This is a genomic window from Novosphingobium sp. 550D, from assembly GCF_057401885.1.
Window position 1 is genome coordinate 3,217,496 of sequence record NZ_CM171613.1, and the last position, 21,561, is coordinate 3,239,056.

At 60.9% G+C, this 21,561-nt stretch carries 19 protein-coding genes and 1 tRNA gene; 8 read left to right on the plus strand and 12 right to left on the minus strand.

Annotation, left to right across the window (positions count from 1 at the left end; all coding sequences use genetic code 11):
* Positions 1–354: 354 nt before the first annotated feature.
* A complete protein-coding gene (gene epsC, locus AC2S2E_RS15160; RefSeq protein WP_486522942.1) occupies positions 355–1,326 on the plus strand; it encodes a serine O-acetyltransferase EpsC in 972 nt (323 codons plus the stop codon).
* Here epsC and AC2S2E_RS15165 read toward each other — a convergent pair.
* From AC2S2E_RS15165 to AC2S2E_RS15175, 3 genes are all read right to left on the minus strand, one after another.
* Positions 1,323–2,333, minus strand: a complete 1,011-nt coding sequence (locus AC2S2E_RS15165) for a LysR substrate-binding domain-containing protein (protein ID WP_486522943.1) — start codon at positions 2,331–2,333, stop codon at positions 1,323–1,325. The two genes, epsC and AC2S2E_RS15165, sit on opposite strands and share 4 nt — an antisense overlap.
* Positions 2,334–2,429: 96 nt before the next feature.
* A complete protein-coding gene (locus tag AC2S2E_RS15170) occupies positions 2,430–3,443 on the minus strand; it encodes a Rieske 2Fe-2S domain-containing protein (RefSeq protein WP_486522944.1) in 1,014 nt (337 codons plus the stop codon).
* Positions 3,444–3,693: 250 nt separating this feature from the next.
* Positions 3,694–3,770, minus strand: a tRNA-Arg gene (locus AC2S2E_RS15175).
* A 239-nt stretch (positions 3,771–4,009) separates the two neighbouring features.
* On the opposite strand from AC2S2E_RS15175, the gene AC2S2E_RS15180 reads away from it, so the two are divergent.
* Complete coding sequence (locus AC2S2E_RS15180) at positions 4,010–6,826, plus strand: TonB-dependent receptor (protein WP_486522945.1); 2,817 nt, start codon at positions 4,010–4,012, stop codon at positions 6,824–6,826.
* A 91-nt stretch (positions 6,827–6,917) separates the two neighbouring features.
* Positions 6,918–7,664, plus strand: a complete 747-nt coding sequence (locus AC2S2E_RS15185) for a queuosine precursor transporter (protein ID WP_486522946.1) — start codon at positions 6,918–6,920, stop codon at positions 7,662–7,664.
* A gap of 227 nt (positions 7,665–7,891) precedes the next feature.
* Here AC2S2E_RS15185 and AC2S2E_RS15190 read toward each other — a convergent pair whose 3' ends face one another.
* Positions 7,892–8,095, minus strand: coding sequence for a PspC domain-containing protein (locus AC2S2E_RS15190; RefSeq protein WP_486522947.1), 204 nt, complete (start codon positions 8,093–8,095; stop codon positions 7,892–7,894).
* Positions 8,096–8,295: 200 nt separating this feature from the next.
* Here AC2S2E_RS15190 and recF point away from each other — a divergent pair, with 200 nt between their 5' ends.
* The gene (gene recF, locus AC2S2E_RS15195; protein WP_486522948.1) at positions 8,296–9,378 is read left to right on the plus strand and encodes a DNA replication/repair protein RecF; all 1,083 of its coding nucleotides are present in this window, start codon (positions 8,296–8,298) and stop codon (positions 9,376–9,378) included.
* Positions 9,379–9,429: 51 nt separating this feature from the next.
* On the opposite strand, the gene fabG is transcribed toward recF, so the two are convergent.
* From fabG to AC2S2E_RS15210, 3 genes are read right to left on the minus strand one after another with little or no spacing between them, the layout of a single operon-like run.
* Positions 9,430–10,170, minus strand: coding sequence for a 3-oxoacyl-[acyl-carrier-protein] reductase (gene fabG / locus AC2S2E_RS15200; RefSeq protein ID WP_486522949.1), 741 nt, complete (start codon positions 10,168–10,170; stop codon positions 9,430–9,432).
* 3 nt (positions 10,171–10,173) lie between these two features.
* The gene (gene fabD, locus AC2S2E_RS15205; RefSeq protein WP_486522950.1) at positions 10,174–11,109 is read right to left on the minus strand and encodes an ACP S-malonyltransferase; all 936 of its coding nucleotides are present in this window, start codon (positions 11,107–11,109) and stop codon (positions 10,174–10,176) included.
* 53 nt (positions 11,110–11,162) lie between these two features.
* On the minus strand, positions 11,163–11,975 hold the full coding sequence (locus AC2S2E_RS15210; protein WP_486522952.1) for an LD-carboxypeptidase: 813 nt from the start codon (positions 11,973–11,975) through the stop codon (positions 11,163–11,165).
* A 55-nt stretch (positions 11,976–12,030) separates the two neighbouring features.
* Between AC2S2E_RS15210 and AC2S2E_RS15215 the strand changes: the two genes are divergently transcribed.
* Positions 12,031–13,446: a glutamate ligase domain-containing protein gene (locus tag AC2S2E_RS15215; RefSeq protein ID WP_486522953.1), complete on the plus strand. Its 1,416-nt coding sequence runs from the start codon at positions 12,031–12,033 to the stop codon at positions 13,444–13,446.
* 60 nt (positions 13,447–13,506) lie between these two features.
* Here AC2S2E_RS15215 and AC2S2E_RS15220 read toward each other — a convergent pair whose 3' ends face one another.
* Positions 13,507–14,535, minus strand: coding sequence for a DUF6976 family protein (locus AC2S2E_RS15220; RefSeq protein WP_486522954.1), 1,029 nt, complete (start codon positions 14,533–14,535; stop codon positions 13,507–13,509).
* A complete protein-coding gene (locus tag AC2S2E_RS15225; protein ID WP_476105497.1) occupies positions 14,507–14,722 on the minus strand; it encodes a hypothetical protein in 216 nt (71 codons plus the stop codon). The genes AC2S2E_RS15220 and AC2S2E_RS15225 overlap by 29 nt, the downstream gene beginning before the upstream one ends.
* A gap of 233 nt (positions 14,723–14,955) precedes the next feature.
* Between AC2S2E_RS15225 and AC2S2E_RS15230 the strand changes: the two genes are divergently transcribed.
* Both AC2S2E_RS15230 and AC2S2E_RS15235 read left to right on the plus strand, forming a co-directional pair.
* Positions 14,956–16,557: a methyl-accepting chemotaxis protein gene (locus AC2S2E_RS15230; protein ID WP_486522955.1), complete on the plus strand. Its 1,602-nt coding sequence runs from the start codon at positions 14,956–14,958 to the stop codon at positions 16,555–16,557.
* Between the two features lie 106 nt (positions 16,558–16,663).
* Positions 16,664–17,059 carry a PilZ domain-containing protein gene (locus AC2S2E_RS15235; protein ID WP_486522956.1) on the plus strand — a complete coding sequence of 132 codons (396 nt, stop codon included), beginning with the start codon at positions 16,664–16,666 and terminating at the stop codon, positions 17,057–17,059.
* A 29-nt stretch (positions 17,060–17,088) separates the two neighbouring features.
* Here AC2S2E_RS15235 and AC2S2E_RS15240 read toward each other — a convergent pair whose 3' ends face one another.
* The 3 genes from AC2S2E_RS15240 to AC2S2E_RS15250 all read right to left on the minus strand — a co-directional run bounded on the left by AC2S2E_RS15240 (position 17,089) and on the right by AC2S2E_RS15250 (position 20,160).
* Positions 17,089–18,021, minus strand: coding sequence for a DUF808 domain-containing protein (locus AC2S2E_RS15240; protein ID WP_486522957.1), 933 nt, complete (start codon positions 18,019–18,021; stop codon positions 17,089–17,091).
* 49 nt (positions 18,022–18,070) lie between these two features.
* Positions 18,071–19,402: an alginate export family protein gene (locus tag AC2S2E_RS15245; protein WP_486522958.1), complete on the minus strand. Its 1,332-nt coding sequence runs from the start codon at positions 19,400–19,402 to the stop codon at positions 18,071–18,073.
* 104 nt (positions 19,403–19,506) lie between these two features.
* The gene (locus tag AC2S2E_RS15250) at positions 19,507–20,160 is read right to left on the minus strand and encodes a glutathione S-transferase (protein ID WP_476105504.1); all 654 of its coding nucleotides are present in this window, start codon (positions 20,158–20,160) and stop codon (positions 19,507–19,509) included.
* A 145-nt stretch (positions 20,161–20,305) separates the two neighbouring features.
* Here AC2S2E_RS15250 and AC2S2E_RS15255 point away from each other — a divergent pair, with 145 nt between their 5' ends.
* Positions 20,306–21,526: a polyhydroxyalkanoate depolymerase gene (locus AC2S2E_RS15255; protein WP_486522959.1), complete on the plus strand. Its 1,221-nt coding sequence runs from the start codon at positions 20,306–20,308 to the stop codon at positions 21,524–21,526.
* The last annotated feature ends 35 nt before the right edge of the window (positions 21,527–21,561 follow it).

Sequence of the window (21,561 nt, forward strand, 5' to 3'; positions counted from 1 at the left end):
ACCCACGATCAAGATTTTCTAATCCTGTACCAAACAAGCGTTGCTGGATCATACTCAACTTAATCAGTAGAGGTTTTCCTGTCCGACGGAGATGCTTCCCTCTCTCCGTCGGGCCGCGGCTTTTGATCCATCGTGTCAGCTTGCTCCGCGTCAACAACGGCTAAAGCGGCACGAGGCTGGCGGCGCATCCACGCTCTTTGTCTCGTGCTTTGTTGCACAGATAGGACGTATGAGACATGCCCATTGCCACGCCATTTTCCCGCCCCCGCCTGTCCCCTGCCCGCCCGCGTTTGCGCGCGAACACGGCGGGCGCCCCCTTGCCGCATCCCTCGTGGCGGCCTACCGGATTGAGCCATGACCAACATCAACCCATCAGCGCCGCAGAATTCTGGCAACGCCTCGGGCTTTGAACCGCCTCTGGTCGATCTATCGGCGCTGGCGGATCAATTGCGCGGGCGGCGGCATCAATGGCGCCTGTCCCAGGATCATGACTCGGCCTATGGCGCGCATGGGTTTCCCTCGCGTCTGGCGCTGGGTCAGATTCTGGACAATCTGGCCTCGGCGCTGTTTCCGATGCGGTTGGGGCCGCGCGGGTTGACGCTGGATACAGAGGACGCCTTTGTCATCGCCTCGCTGCGCAGGGCGCTGCCCGATCTGGCGGCGCAGATCCGCATGGAACTGCACGCGGGCCGGGCGCAGAACGAGGCCGAAATCCACGCACAGGCCAATGCCATCGTTACGGCGCTGGCCGATAATCTGCCCGATGTGCGCCGGTTGCTCGACACCGACTTGGAGGCTGCCTTTGCCGGTGATCCCGCCGCGCGCACGGTGGACGAGGTGTTGCTGTGCTATCCCTCGCAGACGGCGATGCTGCACTATCGTATCGCCCATGTGCTGTACCGTCAGGGCGCGCCGCTGGTGGCGCGGATCATCACCGAAATCGCCCATTCGCGCACCGGCATCGACATTCATCCCGGCGCGACCATTGATGAAAGCTTCTTCATCGACCACGGCACCGGCGTCGTCATCGGCCAGACCGCCATCATCGGCAAGCGCGTGCGCCTGTATCAGGCCGTCACCCTTGGCGCGCGCAGCTTTGCCTCGGATGAAAGCGGGCGCCTGCTCAACACGCCGCGCCATCCGGTGATCGAGGATGATGTGGTGATCTATGCGGGCGCAACCATCCTTGGCCGCATCACCATCGGCGCGGGCAGCGCGATTGGCGGCAATGTCTGGTTGACCAAATCGGTCGCCCCGCGCAGCGTGGTGCGTCAGGGCACGCCCAGCATCTCGATCGAAACCGATCCGCTGGAAAACTGGCCCTAAGCGGCGACCGACCGGGGCTTTGCGCCCCAGTCGAAATGCAGGTCCGCCCGCTCGGCAAAACAGGCCAGATTGCCCGCCAGCGGCGGCATAGGCCGCGCGCCGGTCAGCACCTTTTGCGGCACATGCGGCGCCAGCATCTGCATCAGACTGTAGGCATAGTTGCGCAGCAAGGATCCTTTGAGCAGCGCCACCTTGGTGCTGGATCGCGGGAACAGGCGATGCGATTGGGGCAAGACTTTGAGCCCTTCGCCATGGCCGTTGATAACCGCCATTTGCGCGACAATGCCCACCCCCATGCCAAGGCGTACATAGGTCTTGATCACATCGGCATCCATCGCCGTCAGCCGCAGATCGGGCGACAAACCCGCCGCGGCAAAGGCATCGACCACCGCCGAACCGCCCGCAAAATCCCGGCTGTACGTGATCAACGGAAAACCGGCGATGTCGGCCAGAGTGGGCGCCGACAAACGCGCCAGAGGATGGCCATCGGGCACAATCACCACATGGTCCCAATCGAAACAGGGAAAGGTGGACAAATCGGAAACCTCGTCCAGCGCCTGTGTCGCAAGGCCAATGTCCGCTTCGCCGCGCAGCAGCATGTCCGAGACATAGCGCGGCGTGCCCTGACGGATTTCGACCTCTACATCGGGAAATTCGCGGGCAAAGCGCAAGAGAACCGGAGGCAGGACATAGGAGGCCTGGTTATGCGTCGCCGCAATGGTCAGGCGCCCCTTGTCCTGCGCCACGAATTGGGCCGACAGGCGTTTGAGATTGTCCGCCTCGTGCAACAGGCGTTCGACCACATCGGCCACCTGTCCGCCCGCCTTGGTCACGCCGACCAGCCTTTTGCCGCGCCGGACAAAGATGTCGATGCCCAGTTCGGCCTCCAGATCGCGGATCTGTTTGCTGACGCCCGATTGGGACGTAAATAGCTGGTTGGCAACCTCGGTCAGGTTGAGGTCATTGTGCAAGGCGGCCCGCACATAGCGCAATTGCTGGAAATTCATGCGGCCCCTCTGATGTTTGCCTCGATATGTCTATCTCATTAGTTGAGTATATTCCGCCAAGGCAAACAACATAGTCTTGGCCGCACATCAGACCAGCTATTGCGCCAAGGCCCCCTCCTGTTCACGCCGCATCTGCATCAAACGTCGCCGGGCCCGGATGGCCGCCGCATCAGACGGCAGGATCACCGGACGCATCTCCCAAAAATCACGCCCGTTCATCGCGGCCTGCTGGGCACGGATCATCGGCTCGTCTTCCTCCAGAAAGACTTTGCGCGCCATGCGGGCGGCCTCATCGCCATGTTCGCGGGTGAAGAAGTAGTGGGTTTCACACTGGCTCTTGGGCGTCAGGATATGCGGATTGGCCATGGGCGGGACCAGAAAGTTGCGCCTTTGCCCATCGTCACGCGCCATGCCGATGAACAGCGCCAGAGACGCCGGCGCATGCCAGCGAATATGCATCCATTGGTCAATCGCCTCGCCATCACCCACCATGGCGGCCGCCCATGCGGGCGGGCGCGATCCGGGCATATCCCACTTGTTCCAAACCGCGCCGGTATCATCGCCCTCCACGGTTTGCCGCCCGGATTCGAACAGCGCCCCATTCACGCCGAACGTCTCGACATGAAGAAATTCGGCATGGCTGAGATCGAGCAGATTGTCCGCGATCAGTTCGTAATTCACATCCATCAACAGATGGTCGCGCGCATCGCGATCATCATCGATAAATCCGAAATCCGGGATCGTCGCAGGATCGGCCAGGTTTTCATCCCCCGGCCAGAACCACAAGGCCCCATGCCGTTCCACCAGCGGTCGCGTCGCCACCCGCGCCTGTGGCGGCAATTCGCGGCCAAACGGGTTGAACACACAGGCGCCATCCATGCCAAAGGTCAAACCATGATAGCCGCAGGCAACGGTATCCCCCACCCGCTTGCCCCGGCTGAGCGGAACAAAGCGGTGCGGGCATTTGTCCGCCATCATCACCCATTCACCGCCCGAATGGCGCAGGATCAACCACGGTTCATCCAGCAGCGTTCGCGCCAGAAATCCATCCTGCGGCACTTCATTGGCCCATGCGGCCATGTACCAGGCATTGCGGACAAAATCCTCCATCGACACGTCTCCTCTCCAATTGGGAACGGGTCATGCCAATGGTGTTGTTTACTGCACGCCCGCACCCACACGCGGGATTGTCCCGCCCAAAAAGCTGTGGGGCCTGCAGTTGACGCCCGTGGGCGCCATCCCAGATCGAACAAGCCGATCACCAGGCTGTGCCCGCAATGCGGGCGAGGCAACGGATAAATTGGAATTCCGATTCGAGTCAAGCATGGCAATGTGCCTTGGCATCTGCTCAAAAGGAAATTGGCGCGCCCGGCAGGGTTCGAACCTGCGGCCCCAAGCTTAGAAGGCTCGTGCTCTATCCAGCTGAGCTACGGACGCGCATGCCATGAAACGGCGTAAAGCCGACTGGCGAACCACCCCATAGCGACAATGACGGCATAGCGCAAAGGTGGATCGACAGATCCCGTCAAATGTAACAAAAATGTCATCAATTCAACGGCATATAAAATCCATATAATCGCCAAATATGACAGTCCGTGTCACAGGAACGGAACAGATCTGTCAAATTCCATCCCTAGCGCGACCCCAAGTTTACTGACTAAGAACGGGGCACATCCATGACATCCTCCTTTGCCGCGCGACGCGCCGTGGGCCGCGTGCGCCTTGCCTTGCTTGGCTCGGCCATGTTCCTTCCCTTTGCCGCGCATGCTGTTGAAGCGCCTGCGGCCGCAGATGCCGCCGCCGCCGATGATGGTCAATCCATCGTCGTTCAGGGCGCGCGTCCGATTGCTGAATCCGAAGCCGCCGCGCTCAAGGTTCAGCAATTGTCCGATTCGCTGGTGACGGTGGCGGCATCGGACGCCGTGGGGCGCCTGCCGGACCAGAACATTGCGCAGGCCGCAGGGCGTTTGCCGGGTGTGGCGGTCGAACGCGATCAGGGTCAGGCGCGCTATATCTCGCTGCGTGGCGGCCCCAAGAACTGGACCACCCTGTCCTTTGACGGCGTCAATGTGGTCAGCCCCGAAGGGCGCAAGAGCCGCTTTGACTCGGTGCCTTCGGCCATCGCGGGCAAGATCATCATCAACAAGGCCGTGACCCCCGACATGCCGGGCGAAACTGTGTCGGGCAACGTCAATGTCGTCACGCGCTCAGCCTTTGATTTCAGCGGCCTGCACATCAACGGCAAGGCCGGTTATGGCCAGCAGGAATATGGCAGCCGCCCGGAATACGAAGGCTCGCTGGTCCTGTCCGACCGTTTCAACGTGGGCGAAGGCGAATTGGGCGTGCTGCTTTCGGGCAGCTATTACCAGCGCGACATGGTGACCGACAATTTCGAAAATGACTGGGAAAATGTCAGCCAGGACAAGCGCCCCGGCAATGCCAACCGCATCTGGGTGGCCGAAAGCGAGAACAAGCTCTATCGCCTGACGCGCAAGAACTGGTCGGTGTCCGGGCGTCTGGATTACAAGCCGAACGATCGCAACACGATCTCGTTCAGCTCGATCTACACGATCTTTTCCGACGACGAGGCGCGCGACAATTACCGCTTCGACATGGATGACAAACAATCCTCGCTGAGCAATGCCAGTGCGGCCTGCGACACGTCGGTCAAGTCGTCCTATGCGACCTCGGCCTATGCCGATGTGTGTTCGGGCAACACGCCCACCAAGGGCACGATCTATGGCATCGACATCCGCCAGCGTTCGACCCTGCGCGCCTATCGCCAGTCGATCTTTACCAACACGCTTCAGGGCAGCCATGAATTCGACGGAGGCTGGGCGCTGAACTGGACCGGCAATTATACCGAAAGCAAGGATGACCGCTCGGTCGTGGGCGAAGTCACCTGGGACAGCCCCAGCACGCTGACCGCGCGTCCGACGGTGGCCTATGATTTGACCAACCCCAACCTCTCGACGCTGGCGCTTTATACGACCAACAGTTCGGGCGGCGTCCTGTCGGCCGGCACGCGCGTGACGGACATCGACACGTTCACCAAACCTGCGTCGTCCTTCAATCTGCTGGACGCCATCGACATGACCCGCGCCTATACCGGCCGCGTCGTCCTGTCCAAACAGACCGAATTCCTTGGCGGCAACCTAACGCTCAAGGCCGGTTTCCAGTTTGACCAGCGCACCAAAACCGCCAATGAAATGCAGATTTCGGTGTCGGGCACGTCGAATCTGGCGGCGCTGGGCCTGGCCGATTACAGCAGCTTTTCGACGAACCAGCCCTTTATGGGCAAGATCGCGATGGGCTATACGTTCCACTATTTCGACACGGCCAAGATGCGCGCAGCATCAGACAAAGCGCGTCAGCTTTACGCACGCACGCCCGTCACCGACAACAATTACCGCGTGCAGGAACAGGTCTATGCCGGTTTCCTGATGGGCACCCTGCGCTATGACTGGGGCAGCATCCTGGCCGGTGTGCGTTTGGAAAACGTGACCAACAGCGGTAATGCGGTGGGCACGATCACCAACTCCGCCGGGGTTACGACCACCAGCAACCTGTCGGCCAAATCGAGCCAGTTGCTGGCCTTCCCCAGCCTGCATTTCAACTATAACGTCGATCAGACCAAGAAGCTGCGCCTCTCCTTCACCACCGGCGCGGCGCGCGCCGATTATGACCAGATGCGCCCCAACGTGGTCGTCAGCGACACCAATCAGGCGATTTCTGGCGGCAACCCTGCGGTCAAGCCAGAGCGCGCCTATGGCGTGGACGCCTATTTCGAATGGTACATGCGCCCCAGCGGCTTCCTGATGGCGGGCCTGTATTACAAACAGGTTGAGGACGTTCTTTACACCTCGGTGCGCACCTATGGCTCGACTTCGCTCAATGCGAACGGTGTGGATCGCTCGAACTATCTCTTTTCCGGCATCAACAATGCCGGCAAGGGCCACCTGATGGGGCTGGAAGTCGCGTTTCAGCAAAGCCTTGAACCTTGGGTGCAAAAGGCGGGCCTGCCCGACTGGATGGGCGGTTTTGGCATCAACGCCAACATGATGCTGAACGACAGTTCGGTGACCAAGGCGGCTTATGGCGCCTATACCGCGCGCAAGGTACGCCTGCCCAATACCTCGGACATGGTCTATAACCTTGGCGGCTATTACGAAAAATATGGCCTGACCCTGCGCCTGCAATATCAGTATCGTTCGAAATGGCTCGACGCCATCGGCGATGACCTGTCGGCAGGCGGCGACAGCTACTGGGCGGCGGACGATGAAATGGACTTCTCGGCCCGCTATCAGATCAACAAGCGCCTCTCGATCTATTTCGACGCCTCCAACCTGCTGAACCAACCGGGTCGCCGCTTTGTCGATCCCAGCGGGTTGATCAACGCCAGCGGCGGTTCGGCCACGTTCAGCCAGAACTACACCACCGAATGGGAACGTTTTGGACGCCGCTTTACCGGGGGTGTTCGCTTCAACTTCTGATGACGGGTCAGGGTTGATGTACGAAAGGGCGCTCCATCCGGGGCGCCCTTTTTCTTGCGCCATCACGCCATTGCGGGTTAGCGTGAAAGCCATGAGCCAATCCCCCCTCTTCCGCATCGAAGGCAGCGCGGGCGCGCGTCGCCACTTTCGCTATTTCGATTATGTGATGGTGGCCTTTGTCACGATCCTGCTGCTGTCCAACCTGATCGGGGCGGGCAAGCGTGCGGTTGTCGACCTGCCCCTGATCGGCCCATGGCCTTTTGGCGCGGGCGTAATGTTCTTTCCTATCAGCTATATCATCGGTGACGTTCTGACCGAGGTCTATGGCTATGCCCATGCGCGGCGCTGCATCTGGGTCGGCTTCTGGGCGCTGATCTTCATGGTGTTTATGAGCGTGGTCGTCGTGGCGCTGCCGCCCGATGCGGGATGGACCGGACAGGCCGCCTATGAAAGCGTGTTCGGCCAAACCCCGCGCATCGTCTTTGCCTCGGTCGCGGCGTTCTGGGCGGGGGAATTCGTCAATTCCTTTGTCCTTGCCAAGATGAAGATCGCTACCAACGGATCGAAACTGTGGACCCGCACCATCGGTTCAACCGTCTTTGGCCAAGCGGTGGACAGCGCGCTGTTCTACCCCCTCGCCTTTTACGCCGCCGACGGCTGGACCGGGGCGCAGGTCATGCAGGTGGCATGGACGCAATGGGCCATCAAGGTCAGCTGGGAAGTCATCCTGACCCCGGCGACCTATTGGGTGGTGGGCTTTTTGAAAAAGCGCGAAGGGGTTGAGGTGTTCGATACGGACACGTCCTTCTCGCCTTTTGCCAAGGCGGCGGAGGTTTAAAGGGGTTTGAAGTTTGGCCTCCGGCGGGCAAAGGGACTCGGTCCCTTTGCAATCCCATGAATGGGGTGGTGGTTGAGTTCGTCGATATGCGCTGATCCGCGAAGCGGGTTAATAGCCTGCGGCGTTGCAAGGTTGCACCAAGGGTGAAATCCCGCGCCACACAGACAGTATCGGGATTGCAAAGGGTTTAGACCCTTTGCCCGCCGGAGGCACCCCCTCCCTCACCATCAATCCGCAATCAACGCAATCGCCAGATAGACAATAAAGAGCGACCCAAACCCCAGAATAGCGCCAAGGGCAAAAGCCACGCGCACCAACGTCACGTCGAGACCGAAATAGGCCGCAATGCCCGAACAGACACCAAAGATCTTCTTATTGCGGCGGTCGAGCATAAAGCCATTGGTGGGGCGGATGGGGTCATAATTGGGCATCGGTTTTCTCCTTGGCGCGGGGCTGGTCGGTTGCCGCCGCTGATACCGATGGAATTGCATGGCCCGTGCCAATTGCGGAAAGTCTGGGAATTCTGCCGATCCCGCGCAAAGGCGTCGCCGCCGCATGGCGTAAATCCCTATCCCTTGGCATTTTTCACCAAGGCTGGCATGGGTCGCACAATCCCGCTACAGCGCGGCCCATGGCGCTTGATCGCATCCGTCTGGGCTGGTTCCGCAACCACCGCGCCACCGCGCTGGAGGGGACGGGAAAGTTCAACCTTCTGGTGGGCGAAAACGGCGCGGGCAAGACCAATATCCTTGAGGCCATTTCGCTGTTTGCGCCGGGACGCGGGCTGCGCCGGGCGGCCCTGCCCGATATGGCGGGACAGTCGGGCGACGGGGCCTTTGCGGTTTCGGCCGACCTGTTGCACGATGGCATCGGGGTGCGTTTGGGCACGGGCACCGCGCCGGATAAACCGGGCCGCCGCATCGTGCGGGTCAATGGCGCGGATGCCAGCGCGCTGTCGCTTTCGGAATGGCTTGGCCTGTTCTGGCTGACCCCGGCGATGGACCGTTTGTTCATGGATTCGCCGGGCGGACGGCGGCGGTTTGTTGACCGTCTGGCGCTGGCGCTGGATCCGGCCCATGCCGCCCATGCCGCCCGCACCGAAGCCGCCATCCGCGAACGCAACCGCCTGCTCTCCGCCCCGCAGGAACCCGATGCGCGCTGGCTCGACGCCATAGAAGTACAAATTGCCGAGGCGGGGGGCGCGCTGGCCAGCGGGCGGGCGCGGCTGATCGAGGCGCTTAACGCCAAGCTTGAAACCCTGCCCCCCTCGCCCTTTGCGCGGCCTGCGCTCTCCTATCAGGCGGGGGGGCCGATTGTTGTGGCCGAACTGGCGCAGGCGTTGCGTGACAATCGCCGCCGGGATCGCGCGGCGCAGCGCACATTGACCGGGCCGCACCGCGACGACCTTGGCGTGACCATGGCGGCCAAGAACCAACCCGCCGCCGAATGTTCAACCGGCGAGCAGAAGGCAATGCTGATCGCCATCACGCTGGCCCATGCCGAATTGTCGGGCGATGCAGACCGTCCGCGCCTGCTGCTGCTGGATGAGGTTGCGGCGCATCTCGATCCGATCCGGCGCGGGGCGCTGTTTGAACGGCTGGAGGCGGGCGCGGCGCAGGTATGGATGACCGGCACCGAAGTCGCGCCCTTTGACGCGCTGTCGGGCAAAGCTGCCTGTTGGTGGGTGTCCGAAGGCAGCGTTACAAAAGAATAGGGCGGGAAGCGCAACCGCCCCCGCCCCGCAATGTTCGGCAAACGAACTCTCTTACGAGAACATTGCCATCCCGCCGTTCACATGCAGCGTCTGGCCGGTGACATAGCCGGCTTCCTTCGACGCCAGATAGGCAACCGCCGCGCCAATGTCTTCGCCCTCGCCCATGCGGCCCATCGGGATGCGGCTGTTGAGCGCGTCCTTCTGAGCATCGGGCAGAACGTCGGTCATCGCCGTGCGGATGAAACCGGGGGCGACGCAGTTCACCGTCACATTGCGGCTCGCCAGTTCCTGAGCCAGCGACTTGGACGCGCCGACAAGGCCAGCCTTGGCGGCGGCATAGTTGATCTGGCCCGGATTGCCTGTGGCGCCCACGACGCTGGTGATGTTGATAATGCGGCCAAAACGGGCCTTCATCATCGGCTTGGTCGCGGCCCGCATCAGGCGGAACGCGCCTTCAAGGTTGATGCGGATGACGGCTTCCCATTCCTCATCCTTCATGCGCATGGCAAGGTTATCGCGCGTGATCCCGGCATTGTTGACCAGAATATCGAGCTTGCCCAGACCAGCCACAGCGGCAGGGATCAGACCTTCAACACTGTCCTTGTCCGACAGATCGGCCACCAGACACACATGATCGCCGCCAAGTTCGGCAGCAAACGCCTCCAGCTTGGCCTGATTGCTGCCCGAAAGCGCCAGACGCGCGCCTTGCGATGCCAGCGCGCGCGCCACCGACGAACCGATGCCACCCGATGCGCCCGTAACCAGCGCGGTCATACCCGTCAGATCAAACATCGCTCAAATCTCCTTCAGCAGCGCTTCGATGTCGGCCATCGTCACCACGCTGGTAATTTTCACGTCCTTGATGGTGCGGCCAATCATCGGCCCCAACACCTTGCCGCCCAGTTCGACGAACTCGGTCACGCCCGCGGCCTGCATGGCGATCACGCTTTCCCGCCAACGCACACGGCCGCAAACCTGTTCGACCAGCAGCTTTTGCACCAGGGCCGGATCGGTCACGACATTGGCGGTCACATTGGCAAACAACGCCACCGACAGCGCGCCCGGCACGGTCTTGGCCAGCGCCTCGGCCATGGCGTCAGCAGCAGGCTGCATCAGCGGGCAGTGGAAAGGGGCCGACACCGGCAAGGCCACGCCGCGCTTGATGCCATGTTCCTTGACCAGAGCGATGGCGCGGTCAATCGCGCCCTTGTGGCCCGAGAGGACAACCTGACCCGGATCATTGTCATTGGCGACGGTGCAGACTTCACCCTCGGCCGCCGCCGCGGCCAGAGCAGACGCCTTTTCAATATCCGCGCCCAGCAAGGCCGCCATCGCGCCCACGCCCACCGGCACAGCCGCCTGCATCGATTGCCCGCGCAGTTTGAGCAAACGCGCCGTATCGGCCAGCGAGAAAGCCCCCGCCGCGCACAGCGCCGTATATTCACCCAAAGAATGGCCCGCGACGAAGTCGGCCTTGTCGGCCAGACGGATGCCGCCCTCGGCCTCCAGCACGCGCAGCGTCGCAATGGCATTGGCCATGATCGCGGGCTGTGCGTTCTCGGTCAGCGTCAGAGCGTCTTCGGGGCCTTGCGCCATGATCGCGGACAATTTTTGGCCCAACGCATCATCGACCTCTTCGAAAACCTCACGGGCAACGGCGCTGACCGCAGCCAGTTCGACGCCCATACCAACCTTCTGGCTGCCCTGACCCGGAAAAACGAAAGCCCGCATTGCGCGATAATCCCTGATAAATGCAAAGTGGGCGCGGGTTATTGCGGATAGGCTTAAGACGCAAGACCAAACGGAACAATGCGGTTGGCCGCATCATGGCCAATATCCGCGCCGCCAAGAAACGGAATGGCATGGCGCGCGCACCAATGGGCCACGATCTGTTGCGGATCGGCCCCAAAGTCGCGGTCATTTTCGGGCACATCGGACACCCTGCCCAACCGTAGCCCGGCCACGCCGCCCAGATGCGCCGTCACATGAAACATCAACCGGTCAATGGCATAGAGGTGTTCGCTCACCTCTTCGACCATGACCACATGGCCCGCCAGCCCCGGCATGATCGGCGTCCCCGCCAACATGGCCAGCGTGGTGAGGTTAAAGGCCACAACGGGATGCTTTTCCCCCATCAGCGCCGGTTCCAAACCATCGCGCGCGCCCACAAAAAAGCCAAGGGCGCGGTGCAAGGCAGCCTCTCCGCCCGAACGGCGTCCATCAGCCACCATCGGGCCATGGCACACATGCCCCACCCGCGCCCGATAGAGCGCGCCCAGCATATAGCCCATGTCCGAATAGCCCATATAGGTCTTGTAGGCCGAAGCCGGGCCAAGCTGGGCCACGGCCTGCTGGGCGATACGGTTGCTGCCATAACCGCCGCGGGCGAACCACACCGCGTCGATGCCCGGATCGTTGGCGCAATCCAGAAAAGCGGCCAGACGCACATCGTCCTCGCCCGCGAAATGCCCGCAGTTGGCGAAACATTGCGGGTGAAATTCCAGCGTCAGATCATATTGGGCCGCCGCCGCCTGTGCTTTGGCAACATCGTCAGGCGTGATGGGACAGGCCGGGGCGCAAATGGCAATCTTGGTCATGGGAAAGAAGGCATATACAGTTGCTTCTGTTCGCGCCACATCCTAACCCGCGCAAATGGATAAAGACGCGCTGATTTCGACCTCTTGGTTCTTTTGCGGTATTGGCGGATCGGGCATGTTGCCTCTGGCGCTGATCCTGCGCGGCATGGGCGCGCGCGTCGCCGGATCGGACCGCAGCCGGGATCAGGGCCGCACGCCGGAAAAATTCGCATGGCTGGAAAGTCTGGGCTTTGACCTGTTCCCACAGGATGGCAGCGGGATGCAGGACGGCGCGCAGGTTCTGGTCGCCAGCGCGGCGGTTGAGGACACCGTACCCGAAGTCATCCGCGCCCGCGAATTGGGATGCGCGCGGATGAGCCGGGCGCAATTGCTCTCCACCTTGTTCAACGCCGCCCCGGCACGCATTGCCATTGGCGGCACCAGCGGCAAATCGACCGTCACGGGCATGGCCGGGTGGATCATGACTCAGGTGGGGCGTGACCCGACGATCATGAACGGTGCGGTGATGAAGAACTTTGTCGCCCCCGACGCCCCCTTTGCCAGCGCGCGGGTCGGTTCGGGCGGCGTGTTCGTATCCGAGGTGGATGAAAGCGACGGCTCGATCGCGCTCTATAATCCCACGGTGGCGGTGCTGAACAATGTCAGCCTTGATCACAAGAGCCTTGAAGAATTGCGCGAATTGTTTGGCGATTTTCTGGCGCGGGCCGATGTGGCGGCGGTCAATCTGGACGATGCGGAAAGCGCCGCGCTGATCGGGCGGGCGCGTGATTTGGTAACGTTCGGCCTGACGCACCCCGATGCGATGGTCGGCATTGTCCCCGGTTCGATCCGCGAAGAAGCGACAAAGATCAGCGCGACGATCGTTGATAGGCGCAGCGGGGAAAGCCATGCGCTGCATCTGGCCGTGCCGGGGCGGCATAATCTGGCCAACGGACTGGCGGCGCTGGCCGCGGCGGATGCGGCGGGTGTGAGTTTGGCGCAGGGTGTTGCGGCGCTGGAGGGCTTTAACGGCCTTGCGCGGCGTTTCGATATCGTCGGCACCAGCGCGGGCGGCGTGACCGTGATCGACGATTTCGGCCATAACCCGGACAAAGTCAGCGCCACGCTCAAGACGCTCAAAACCCATCCGGGGCGCATTCTGGCGTTTTTTCAGCCCCATGGCTATGGCCCCTTGCGCCAGATGGGGCATGAATTGGCCGAGGTATTCGCCAACCTGATGGGGGCCGACGATGAGGTGATCCTGTGCGATCCGGTCTATTTCGGCGGCACGGTGGACCGCAGTCAGGGTTCGCAGCGCATCATCGACATGATCGAGGGCGCAGGCGGCAAGGCGCGCTATATCCCCGCGCGCGATGATGTGGCGACCTATTTGCTGCAAGAGGCGCGCAGCGGAGACCGCATTGTCGTGATGGGCGCGCGCGATGATACGTTGACTTTGTTCGCCAAAAACCTGCTGGCTCAGGTGCAATAGGCCATAAAAAAGGGCGCGGGAGGAGGCATTCCCGCGCCCTTTTCCGTCAAACGGGGGTGATCAGATGACCCGCACCTGCACCAGCGTTTGATTGACCAATTGATAGGCGATTTCGCCAAAGGTTACCGGGCCGGCCACGCCACCCACGGTTTTGCCTTCCAGATCGCCGAACAGATAGTTCAGGATGCAGTTGCACGACCACATCGCGCCATCATGGTCATGGGCCGAAAACTGGGCGGCAAAGGCGGCGGGGTAATCGGCCACCGGCGCGGCAAAGGCGTAATCGATGCCGGGAAACACCGGGGCGTAGAGATCGACGTTGGCCGAACCCACGGAACGCAGCGAAGCGTTGATGCGCGCGCCGGAATAGTCGCCGACCAGAGGCAATTGCCCGCCTTCCAATCCGCGTTCGCGGATGTAATCGGCAAACAGGCGCTTTTGCCCGTTCACGATCACATCGGTGGGCGAAAAACTGGCTTCTTCAAAGCGCAGCGTGTCCACCCCGTCGGACGAGAAGATGTTCACGATCTCGACAATCGGCATCATCCCGTCGGGCAAATGGATCTGAAGCACGGCCGCACCATCGGTCAGAGCGCCCTTGCCCGAACCGTCATAGACATAGGCCGCCGAACCATCTTCGCCCAGATCAAAGCCCGCGATCCAGCCCACCGTGGGTTTCAGGAAGGCCAGCGGATAGGAACCTGCTTCCTTGGCGAAACGCTGATGCGCCTTGGACTGAAACGGCAGGATGGCCAGAGCAAAACCCTGTTCAGGGGCCTCCTCGGTGATATCCTGAAGCGCATCGGCGCTGTAATGATGCGAGGTGACAGGGCCCAGGCCGGAAAAGTCGGTAACAAAGACGCGGGTCGCATCAACCATTTCGCCGCCGTCGGCGGTCAGGAAATAGGGCGTCGTGCCCCCAATCCAGTTACCGGCGGGCAATTGGTCCAGCGCCTCTTTACGCCCGGCAATGGCCAGAGGTGCGCCCGCGCGAATCAGGGCGATGGCATCGTTGATCGCCACCAACGCATTGAGCCGTCCGGCCATCGCGCCAGCAAAATCAGATGGAGCTAAGCTGTGCGATTTCATTGGCCAGTCCTCTTTCCCATTTTACAAAGAAATCATAAACTTCATCAGCTTTTTGTGCCGGGCTGAGTTTGCTCATTTCCAGTCGCTGACTGAGCATTTGCGCCCCCAGATTGGTGGTGCGCAATTTCTTTAATCCGCCATTTGCCAGCTTTTGCCAGCATGGCGCCGTCTTGGGTGGCAGAGCCATCAGGTTACCCCTCGCAATATACATTCTGGATGCGAGGGGTGATTAACGCTTTTAATTTTACGGTCGGGTGAAGGCGAAATCTGTATTACATCGTATTTCTATAAAATTCCAAAATCATGCAAAATTATGCGTGAATACACGTAATTTCCATCCAATCCAAATTAAGGTCGATTATTATATAAATATAAATCACAACAATTCAGATTAAAATCGTTTGATTTTAAGGAAGAATCATGAACCCTAAGCAGACACGGGACCAAGAAGGCGAAGCAGCAACACTTGGTTTGAGGGTGCAGTTTTTCGAAGTCCAGCAAGAAGATTACGGCGCTTTTCCCCGCATCGCAAAGGCCCTGCGCAAATTTGCGCCCAGCGCGCTTGACCGCTTTTACGCCAAGGTTGCGCGCACCCCGGCGATTGCCCGCTTCTTTCCGACCAGCACCGCCGCCCAAGGTGCCAGCGACAAGCAATTTGCCCATTGGGTCGATCTGTTTGAAAGAAATGCCGACGGGCTGTCCCAATCCTATTATCAACGCGCCAGCCATATTGGCGACATCCATGCCCGGATCGGATTGCAGCCGACATGGTATACCGGCGCCTATGCCACGATCCTTCAGGATGTGATCAAGGGCATGATGCAGCAATCCATGCTGGGCCGTTTGGGCGGAAAGGCCGTGGCACAGGAGATTTCCACACTGGTCAAAATGGCCATCATGGACATGGACATTGCGCTGGGGGCCTATTTCCGGGCCGAAGAAGCCAAGCGTAAAAAGGTGGTCGATGACCTTTCCCACGCGCTTGAAGCCATGGCCAATGGCAACATGACCCATGGCCTGACCGACCTACCCGAAGATTATGCCAAGCTTCAGGCCGATTTCGAAGCGATGCGTCGTTCGGTCAATGCCGCGCTCAACGCCGTCACCTCGGCGGTCGAAACGATCAGTGCAGGGTCTGCTGAAATCCGCAGCGCATCCGACAATCTGTCCACCCGCACCGAACATCAGGCCGCCACGGTTGAGGAAACCACCGCCGCGCTCAACGGCCTGACCAACGGGATCAGCGAGGCCGCCGATGGCGCAGGGCGCGTCGAGGCCAGCGTTTCCCAGGCGCAGGAAGAAGCGCAAAAGGGAAGCGAAGTGGTGCGTGAGGCCGTGGACGCCATGGCCAGCATCGAAAATTCGGCCAAAGAGATCACGCAAATCATCAATGTGATCGACGGCATCGCTTTTCAAACCAACCTTCTGGCCTTGAACGCAGGGGTCGAGGCCGCACGTGCAGGCGACGCGGGCAAAGGTTTTGCCGTGGTCGCCAACGAGGTCCGCGCCCTTGCCCAGCGCAGCGCCGAGGCCGCCAAGGACATTCGCGCCCTGATCGGCACCAGCGTTGATCAGGTGACGCGCGGCGTTTCACTGGTCGATCAATCGGGTCAGGCCTTTACCCGCATCACCGGCAAGGTTGCCGATATTGCCGATCTTGCCATCAACATCGCCAAATTGAGCCGCGAACAGGCAGGCAATCTGGTCCAGATCAACGAATCCGTCGGCGACATCGACCGCAACACTCAGGCCAATGCCGCCGTGGCCGAAGAAGCCACCGCCGCCGCCCGCAGCCTTGCCTCGCAAGCGCAGGAACTGGCGCAATTGGTTGCCCGGTTTCAAATTGAGCGGACGGAAAGCGGTAACCCCTTTGGGTCGAGCAATCTGGCCACGATCGAGCCCAAGGTGCCGGTCGCCGCGCCGCGCCCCAAACTGGTGGCGGTCGCCCGCAATGAGGGCGCATTGGCCATCAAGCCGACGCCCGAACCGGCGGGCGAGACGGACGACTGGGCCGAGTTTTAAGGCCCCGCCCCCATCAACAATTTGGAAAAACTCTTTGCAAAGATCTTAATTTCCCCGCCCGCTCCCCGTTTCTTCTTTTGCCGAGAGGAAACGGCGGAGCCAAGACATGCTGCTCAATACCATCAATGATACAGTAGTTTATGTGCCACGCGCCGAGCGTATCAGCTTTGACATTCCGGTCCGCTATCGCCGGGGTGATGTGCGCAGCTCGACCCTTTTGATTAACCTGACGAGCGGGGGCGCGCGGGTCGAAGGCATCGAGGATTTGCGCTGCGGTGACAAGGTTACGCTCTACCTCCCCTCGCTCAAGCCCAAGGAAGCAACCGTGGTTTGGGTGATGGGTTTGGGTTCAGGGCTGGAATTTGACCGACCGCTGCATCCCGATATTTTCGAAAGTCTGGTCCTGCGCCATGCAAGGCGGCGCGACAGATCAGAAACGGACCGCCTGACCCAGATCGAAAGCCGCTATGACCGGCTGGAGGTCGACATACTGACAAATTGAACGGCAGAGGGGGCGAAAGGCCCCCTTTTTCATGCCCGGCCCAGCAATTTGGGCAAACCGTGCAACGCGCCCACAACCACCATGCCAATCACAAGACCAATAACCCCGGCAATCCCCGCGCCGGACAACCAGCCCAGCGCCGACCCGGCGGCTTCCTCGACATGATGGGCCACGCCATGTTGCCAATGGGCGGGCGCGGCCACGCCCAATTGCTCGCCCCCGTGCAGCAGGATGCCGCCGCCGACCCACAGCATCGCGGCCGTTCCGACATTGGCCAGAACCGTCAACAGCGGCGGCGTTCCCTTGACCAGACCGCGCCCAATGGCCCGCCCCAGCCCTGTGCCTCCCTTGGCCATGTGCAGGCCAATGTCATCCGCCTTTACGATCAGGCCCACCACGCCGTAAACCAGCACCGTGATCGCAATGCCGACAAGCGCCAGAATGATCCCCCGCTCCACCAGCGGCTTATCCGCGACCTCGGCCAAGGCAATCGCCATGATTTCCGCCGAGAGGATCAGGTCGGTGCGCACCGCGCCCTTGACGCGGGCGGCCTCAAACGCCTTGCCATCGCCGATCGGGCCGTCGAGCGTTTCGTCGTGATCATCCGCGCCCAGCTTTTCCAGCAGCTTTTCCGCGCCTTCATAACACAGGAACAAACCACCCATCATCAGCAGCGGCGTGATCGCCCATGGCAAGAGTGCCGATAAAGCCAGCGCCAGCGGCAGCAGAATGATCAGCTTGTTAAACAGGCTGCCCCGCGCGATGCGGGCGATGACGGGCAATTCACGGTCGGGGGTAAAGGCATTGACATAGGCCGGTGTCACGGCGGCATCGTCGATGACAACGCCCGCCGCCTTGCTGCCCGCTTGGGCCACGCCGCTGGCCATATCGTCCAGCGATGCCGCGGCCGCCTTTGCAATCACCGCCACATCATCCAGCAGCGCGATCAGTCCCGATGCCATTTAAGATCAAGCCCCCTTGAACAAGGCGGCCCAAATCATGCCGCCAGAATCAGAAAAATCCGATCAGATTGAACGACACATAGCGTGTATCGCCCCGCCGTCCATTGGGCGCGCTTTCCAAAAAGCGTCCACGCGCCAGATAGATACCGTCAAATTCGAACCGCAACCTTTTTGGCACCACCCAATAACGTAGGCGCGTATCAAACTGATGACCCGCAAAATCGCCCGAACGGCCCGTTACGTCGCGCACATTCGTCGTCGAAAAACTGTCATGGCTGTCGGCCAGCCACAATCCGCGCCAGCCGACAAAGGCATCGAAGCGGTTGCTGGGCGTAACCTCGATCCGCAATCCGGGCGAGGCGATATTGGCGCGGCCAACGGCATTATACAGGCCGCTGGGCGCCAGATCGCCGCGACGGAAACCGAACAATCCGTCGAAACGGCCATAGGTGCCCGATGTTCCATCGCCGCTGGCCCGGTCGAATTCGAACAGCAAATGCGGCTTCCACTTACCGGCCCAGGTGTAGCCCAAATGCGCGCGCAGGAAGGAGGCGCTGACCTGCAATGTCGCGGCGTTGGCGGCGGTGCTGGCGCTGGTATTGCCCCATTGATAGATGCCTTCGAACCCGCCATCGACATGGCCGGGGCGCGGATCAAAACTGGCGCGCAGGCCGATATTGTTGAGCGAGCGGTCGCGCGTCGGGCGGCCCGGCGCATCGCGTTCGCCAAAACGGATATAGCTGATTTCCGACAGGAACGGGCTGCCCTTGCGTTGATGAGCCAGCAGGCCGCCGGTCAGGGCAATGTTCACATTTTCCGAATCCAGCGCAAAGCGATTGTCCCGCAAGGACACGCCATCGTCAGGTAGGCGCAAATGCGGCATCAGATAGAGCAGGGTCGACGTATAGCCCCCCGCCATCGTCGTGGTGACAATGGCCCCGGCATAGCTGTTGGTCGAATTGCGATAATCATCCGATGCGATCAGGCGACGCGAACCGATCCCGGCCATCATGCGTCCGGCCTGAACCGTGGTCTTGGTCCCCTTGCCCAAGGCCGCGCCCAGATTGGCCATGATATAGGCCTGTGCCGGTTCCATCACGTTGACGTCATTGGTCGTCAAAGGCGTGCCCGGATTGGCGTTCCATTCGCGGCTGTCATAGATTTCGCCGACAAGCTGGATCGGCCCGCTTTTCCAATCCACGCGCAAGGTGGTGCGCATTCCCGGCAGCTGGTCACTGGCATTGACGCTGGCGCGCGCCTGCCCCTCGATCGTTTCGAAACGCGCGCGGATGGATCCGGAAACATGGACCCCATCCTCGGCCCGCGCCTCTCCGGCCCAGCACATCAGGCCAAACGCGGCCCAAAACCCCCATCTCTTCACGTCACAATTCCCCCTGGGCGCGCTCCTTAGGGGGCATTTTCTATCTTCGAAACGCTAAAATCGCGGTTGGGCAAGTCTGCGTAATTGTGACAGGTCGGCGTCCATCAAAATTCAACGTCCAGATCTTCGATCTCTTCGACTTCTGCCAAGGCCGCCTCGCGCCATGCCGCCATGGGCCCCCATTCGGCAACCGTCTGGCAATAGGCGGCGCTGGGCGCGCTGAGCGTGACGGCATAGGTGACAAAGCGCGTGGTAACGGGCGCATACATGGCATCGGCAATCGTCGGGCGGACGCCGAACAGGAACGGGCCGCCATATTTGCTCAGACACTCCTGCCAGATCACTTCGATCCGTTCGATATCGGGCCGCGCGCCGGAAAAAACCGGGAATTTCTCGTGGCGAACCTTCAAATTCATCGGCAAGGCCGAGCGAAGATTGGTAAAACCGGAATGGATCTCGCCGCTGATCGAACGGCAATGGGCGCGCGCAATCCGGTCGGCGGGCAGCATATGCGCATCGGGATATAATTCGTTCAAATATTCGGCGATGGCCAGCGTGTCCCACACACTGGCCCCTTCATGCGTCAGGCGCGGCACCAGCACCGACGGGCTGAGCAGGAGGAGTTCAGCGCGGTTGGCCGCATCATTTTCCACCCGCTGTTCATCGACCTCAAGCCCGGCCAGTTGGGTCAGCAACCAGCCACGAAGGCTCCACGCTGAATAGGTCTTGCTGGAGATGGTGAGCGTTGCCTTGACCATTTCTCAATCCCTTCTGCGTTGATTTCGCTGTTGCAGCATAATCTCTTGCCAAGCGCAATGATGCAGCGCAGCATCCCGCCATTATTTCAGGCTGGGCATCATACCGAATCATAACATCGGGTTCAAAGATTGGCGGAACGAAACCATGCTCTATCAGGCCTATCAGACCTATTGCGACATGATGGAACCGTCGCGGCGGATGGCGGCCATGGCGTTGGACATGCGCGACCGTTTTTGGCCGGGGGCTGATGTCTGGGGCTGGCCGCGGCGGATGCATGCGCTTTGCGCGACTCACACATTGTCGGCCATCACCCATGCGCGCCCGTCCTTTGGGATCGAGGAAGTGCGTGTCGGCAATTCACGCGTTGCCGTGCGCGAAGAAATCCTGATCGAGCGCCCCTTTGGCAATCTGGTCCATTTCGCCAAGGATGAGGTGATGACGCCCCAGCCCAAGATGTTGGTGGTGGCCCCTCTGTCGGGCCATTATGCCACCTTGCTGGGCCATACGATCGAGGTGTTGTTGCGCGATCACGACGTCTATCTGACCGATTGGACCAATGCGCGCGATGTTCCCCTGAACGAAGGGCGTTTCGGGCTGGAGGATTACACCGATTACCTGATCTATTTCCTGCGCCACCTTGGCCCGCGCAGCCATATGCTGGCCGTGTGTCAACCCTGCGTATCGGCGCTGGCCGCGGTTGCCGTGATGAGCGCCGAGCGTGACCCCTGCACCCCGCGCAGCCTGACCTTGATGGGCGGCCCGGTTGATGTGCGCGAAGCGCCCACGGTGGTCAATGAACTGGCCAATGCCAACAGTCTGGCATGGTTCGAAGCCAACCTGATTTCGCGCGTCCCGTCGCGTTTCAAGGGGGCGGGGCGCAAGGTCTATCCCGGTTTCCTGCAATTGACCGCCTTTATGTCGATGAACCTTGGCCGCCATTTTGCCCAGTTCCGCAAACTCTATCAGGCGTTGGTCGACAAACAGGATGACGAGGCGAAAAAGATCGCTGATTTCTACGAAGAATATATGGCTGTGCTGGACCTGTCGGCCGAATTCTATCTCGAAACCATCGATCAGGTGTTTCAACAGGCCACTTTGGCGCGGGGCGAGATGATGCACCGGGGCCGCCGCGTCGATTGCGGAGCGATCCGGCAAACCGCCCTGCTGACCGTTGAGGGCGAGCGTGACGATATTTGCGGCGTGGGCCAAACGGCGGCGGCGCATCAGCTTTGCACATCGCTGCGCCCCCATTTGCGGCGACACCATCTGCAACCGGGCGTCGGCCATTATGGCGTGTTTTCCGGATCAAAGTGGGAAAAGCAGATCTATCCACAGGTCCGCAATCTGGTTCTGGCGATGAGCTGATCGACCAACGCCGCGCTATCGTCCATGCGCAGGAT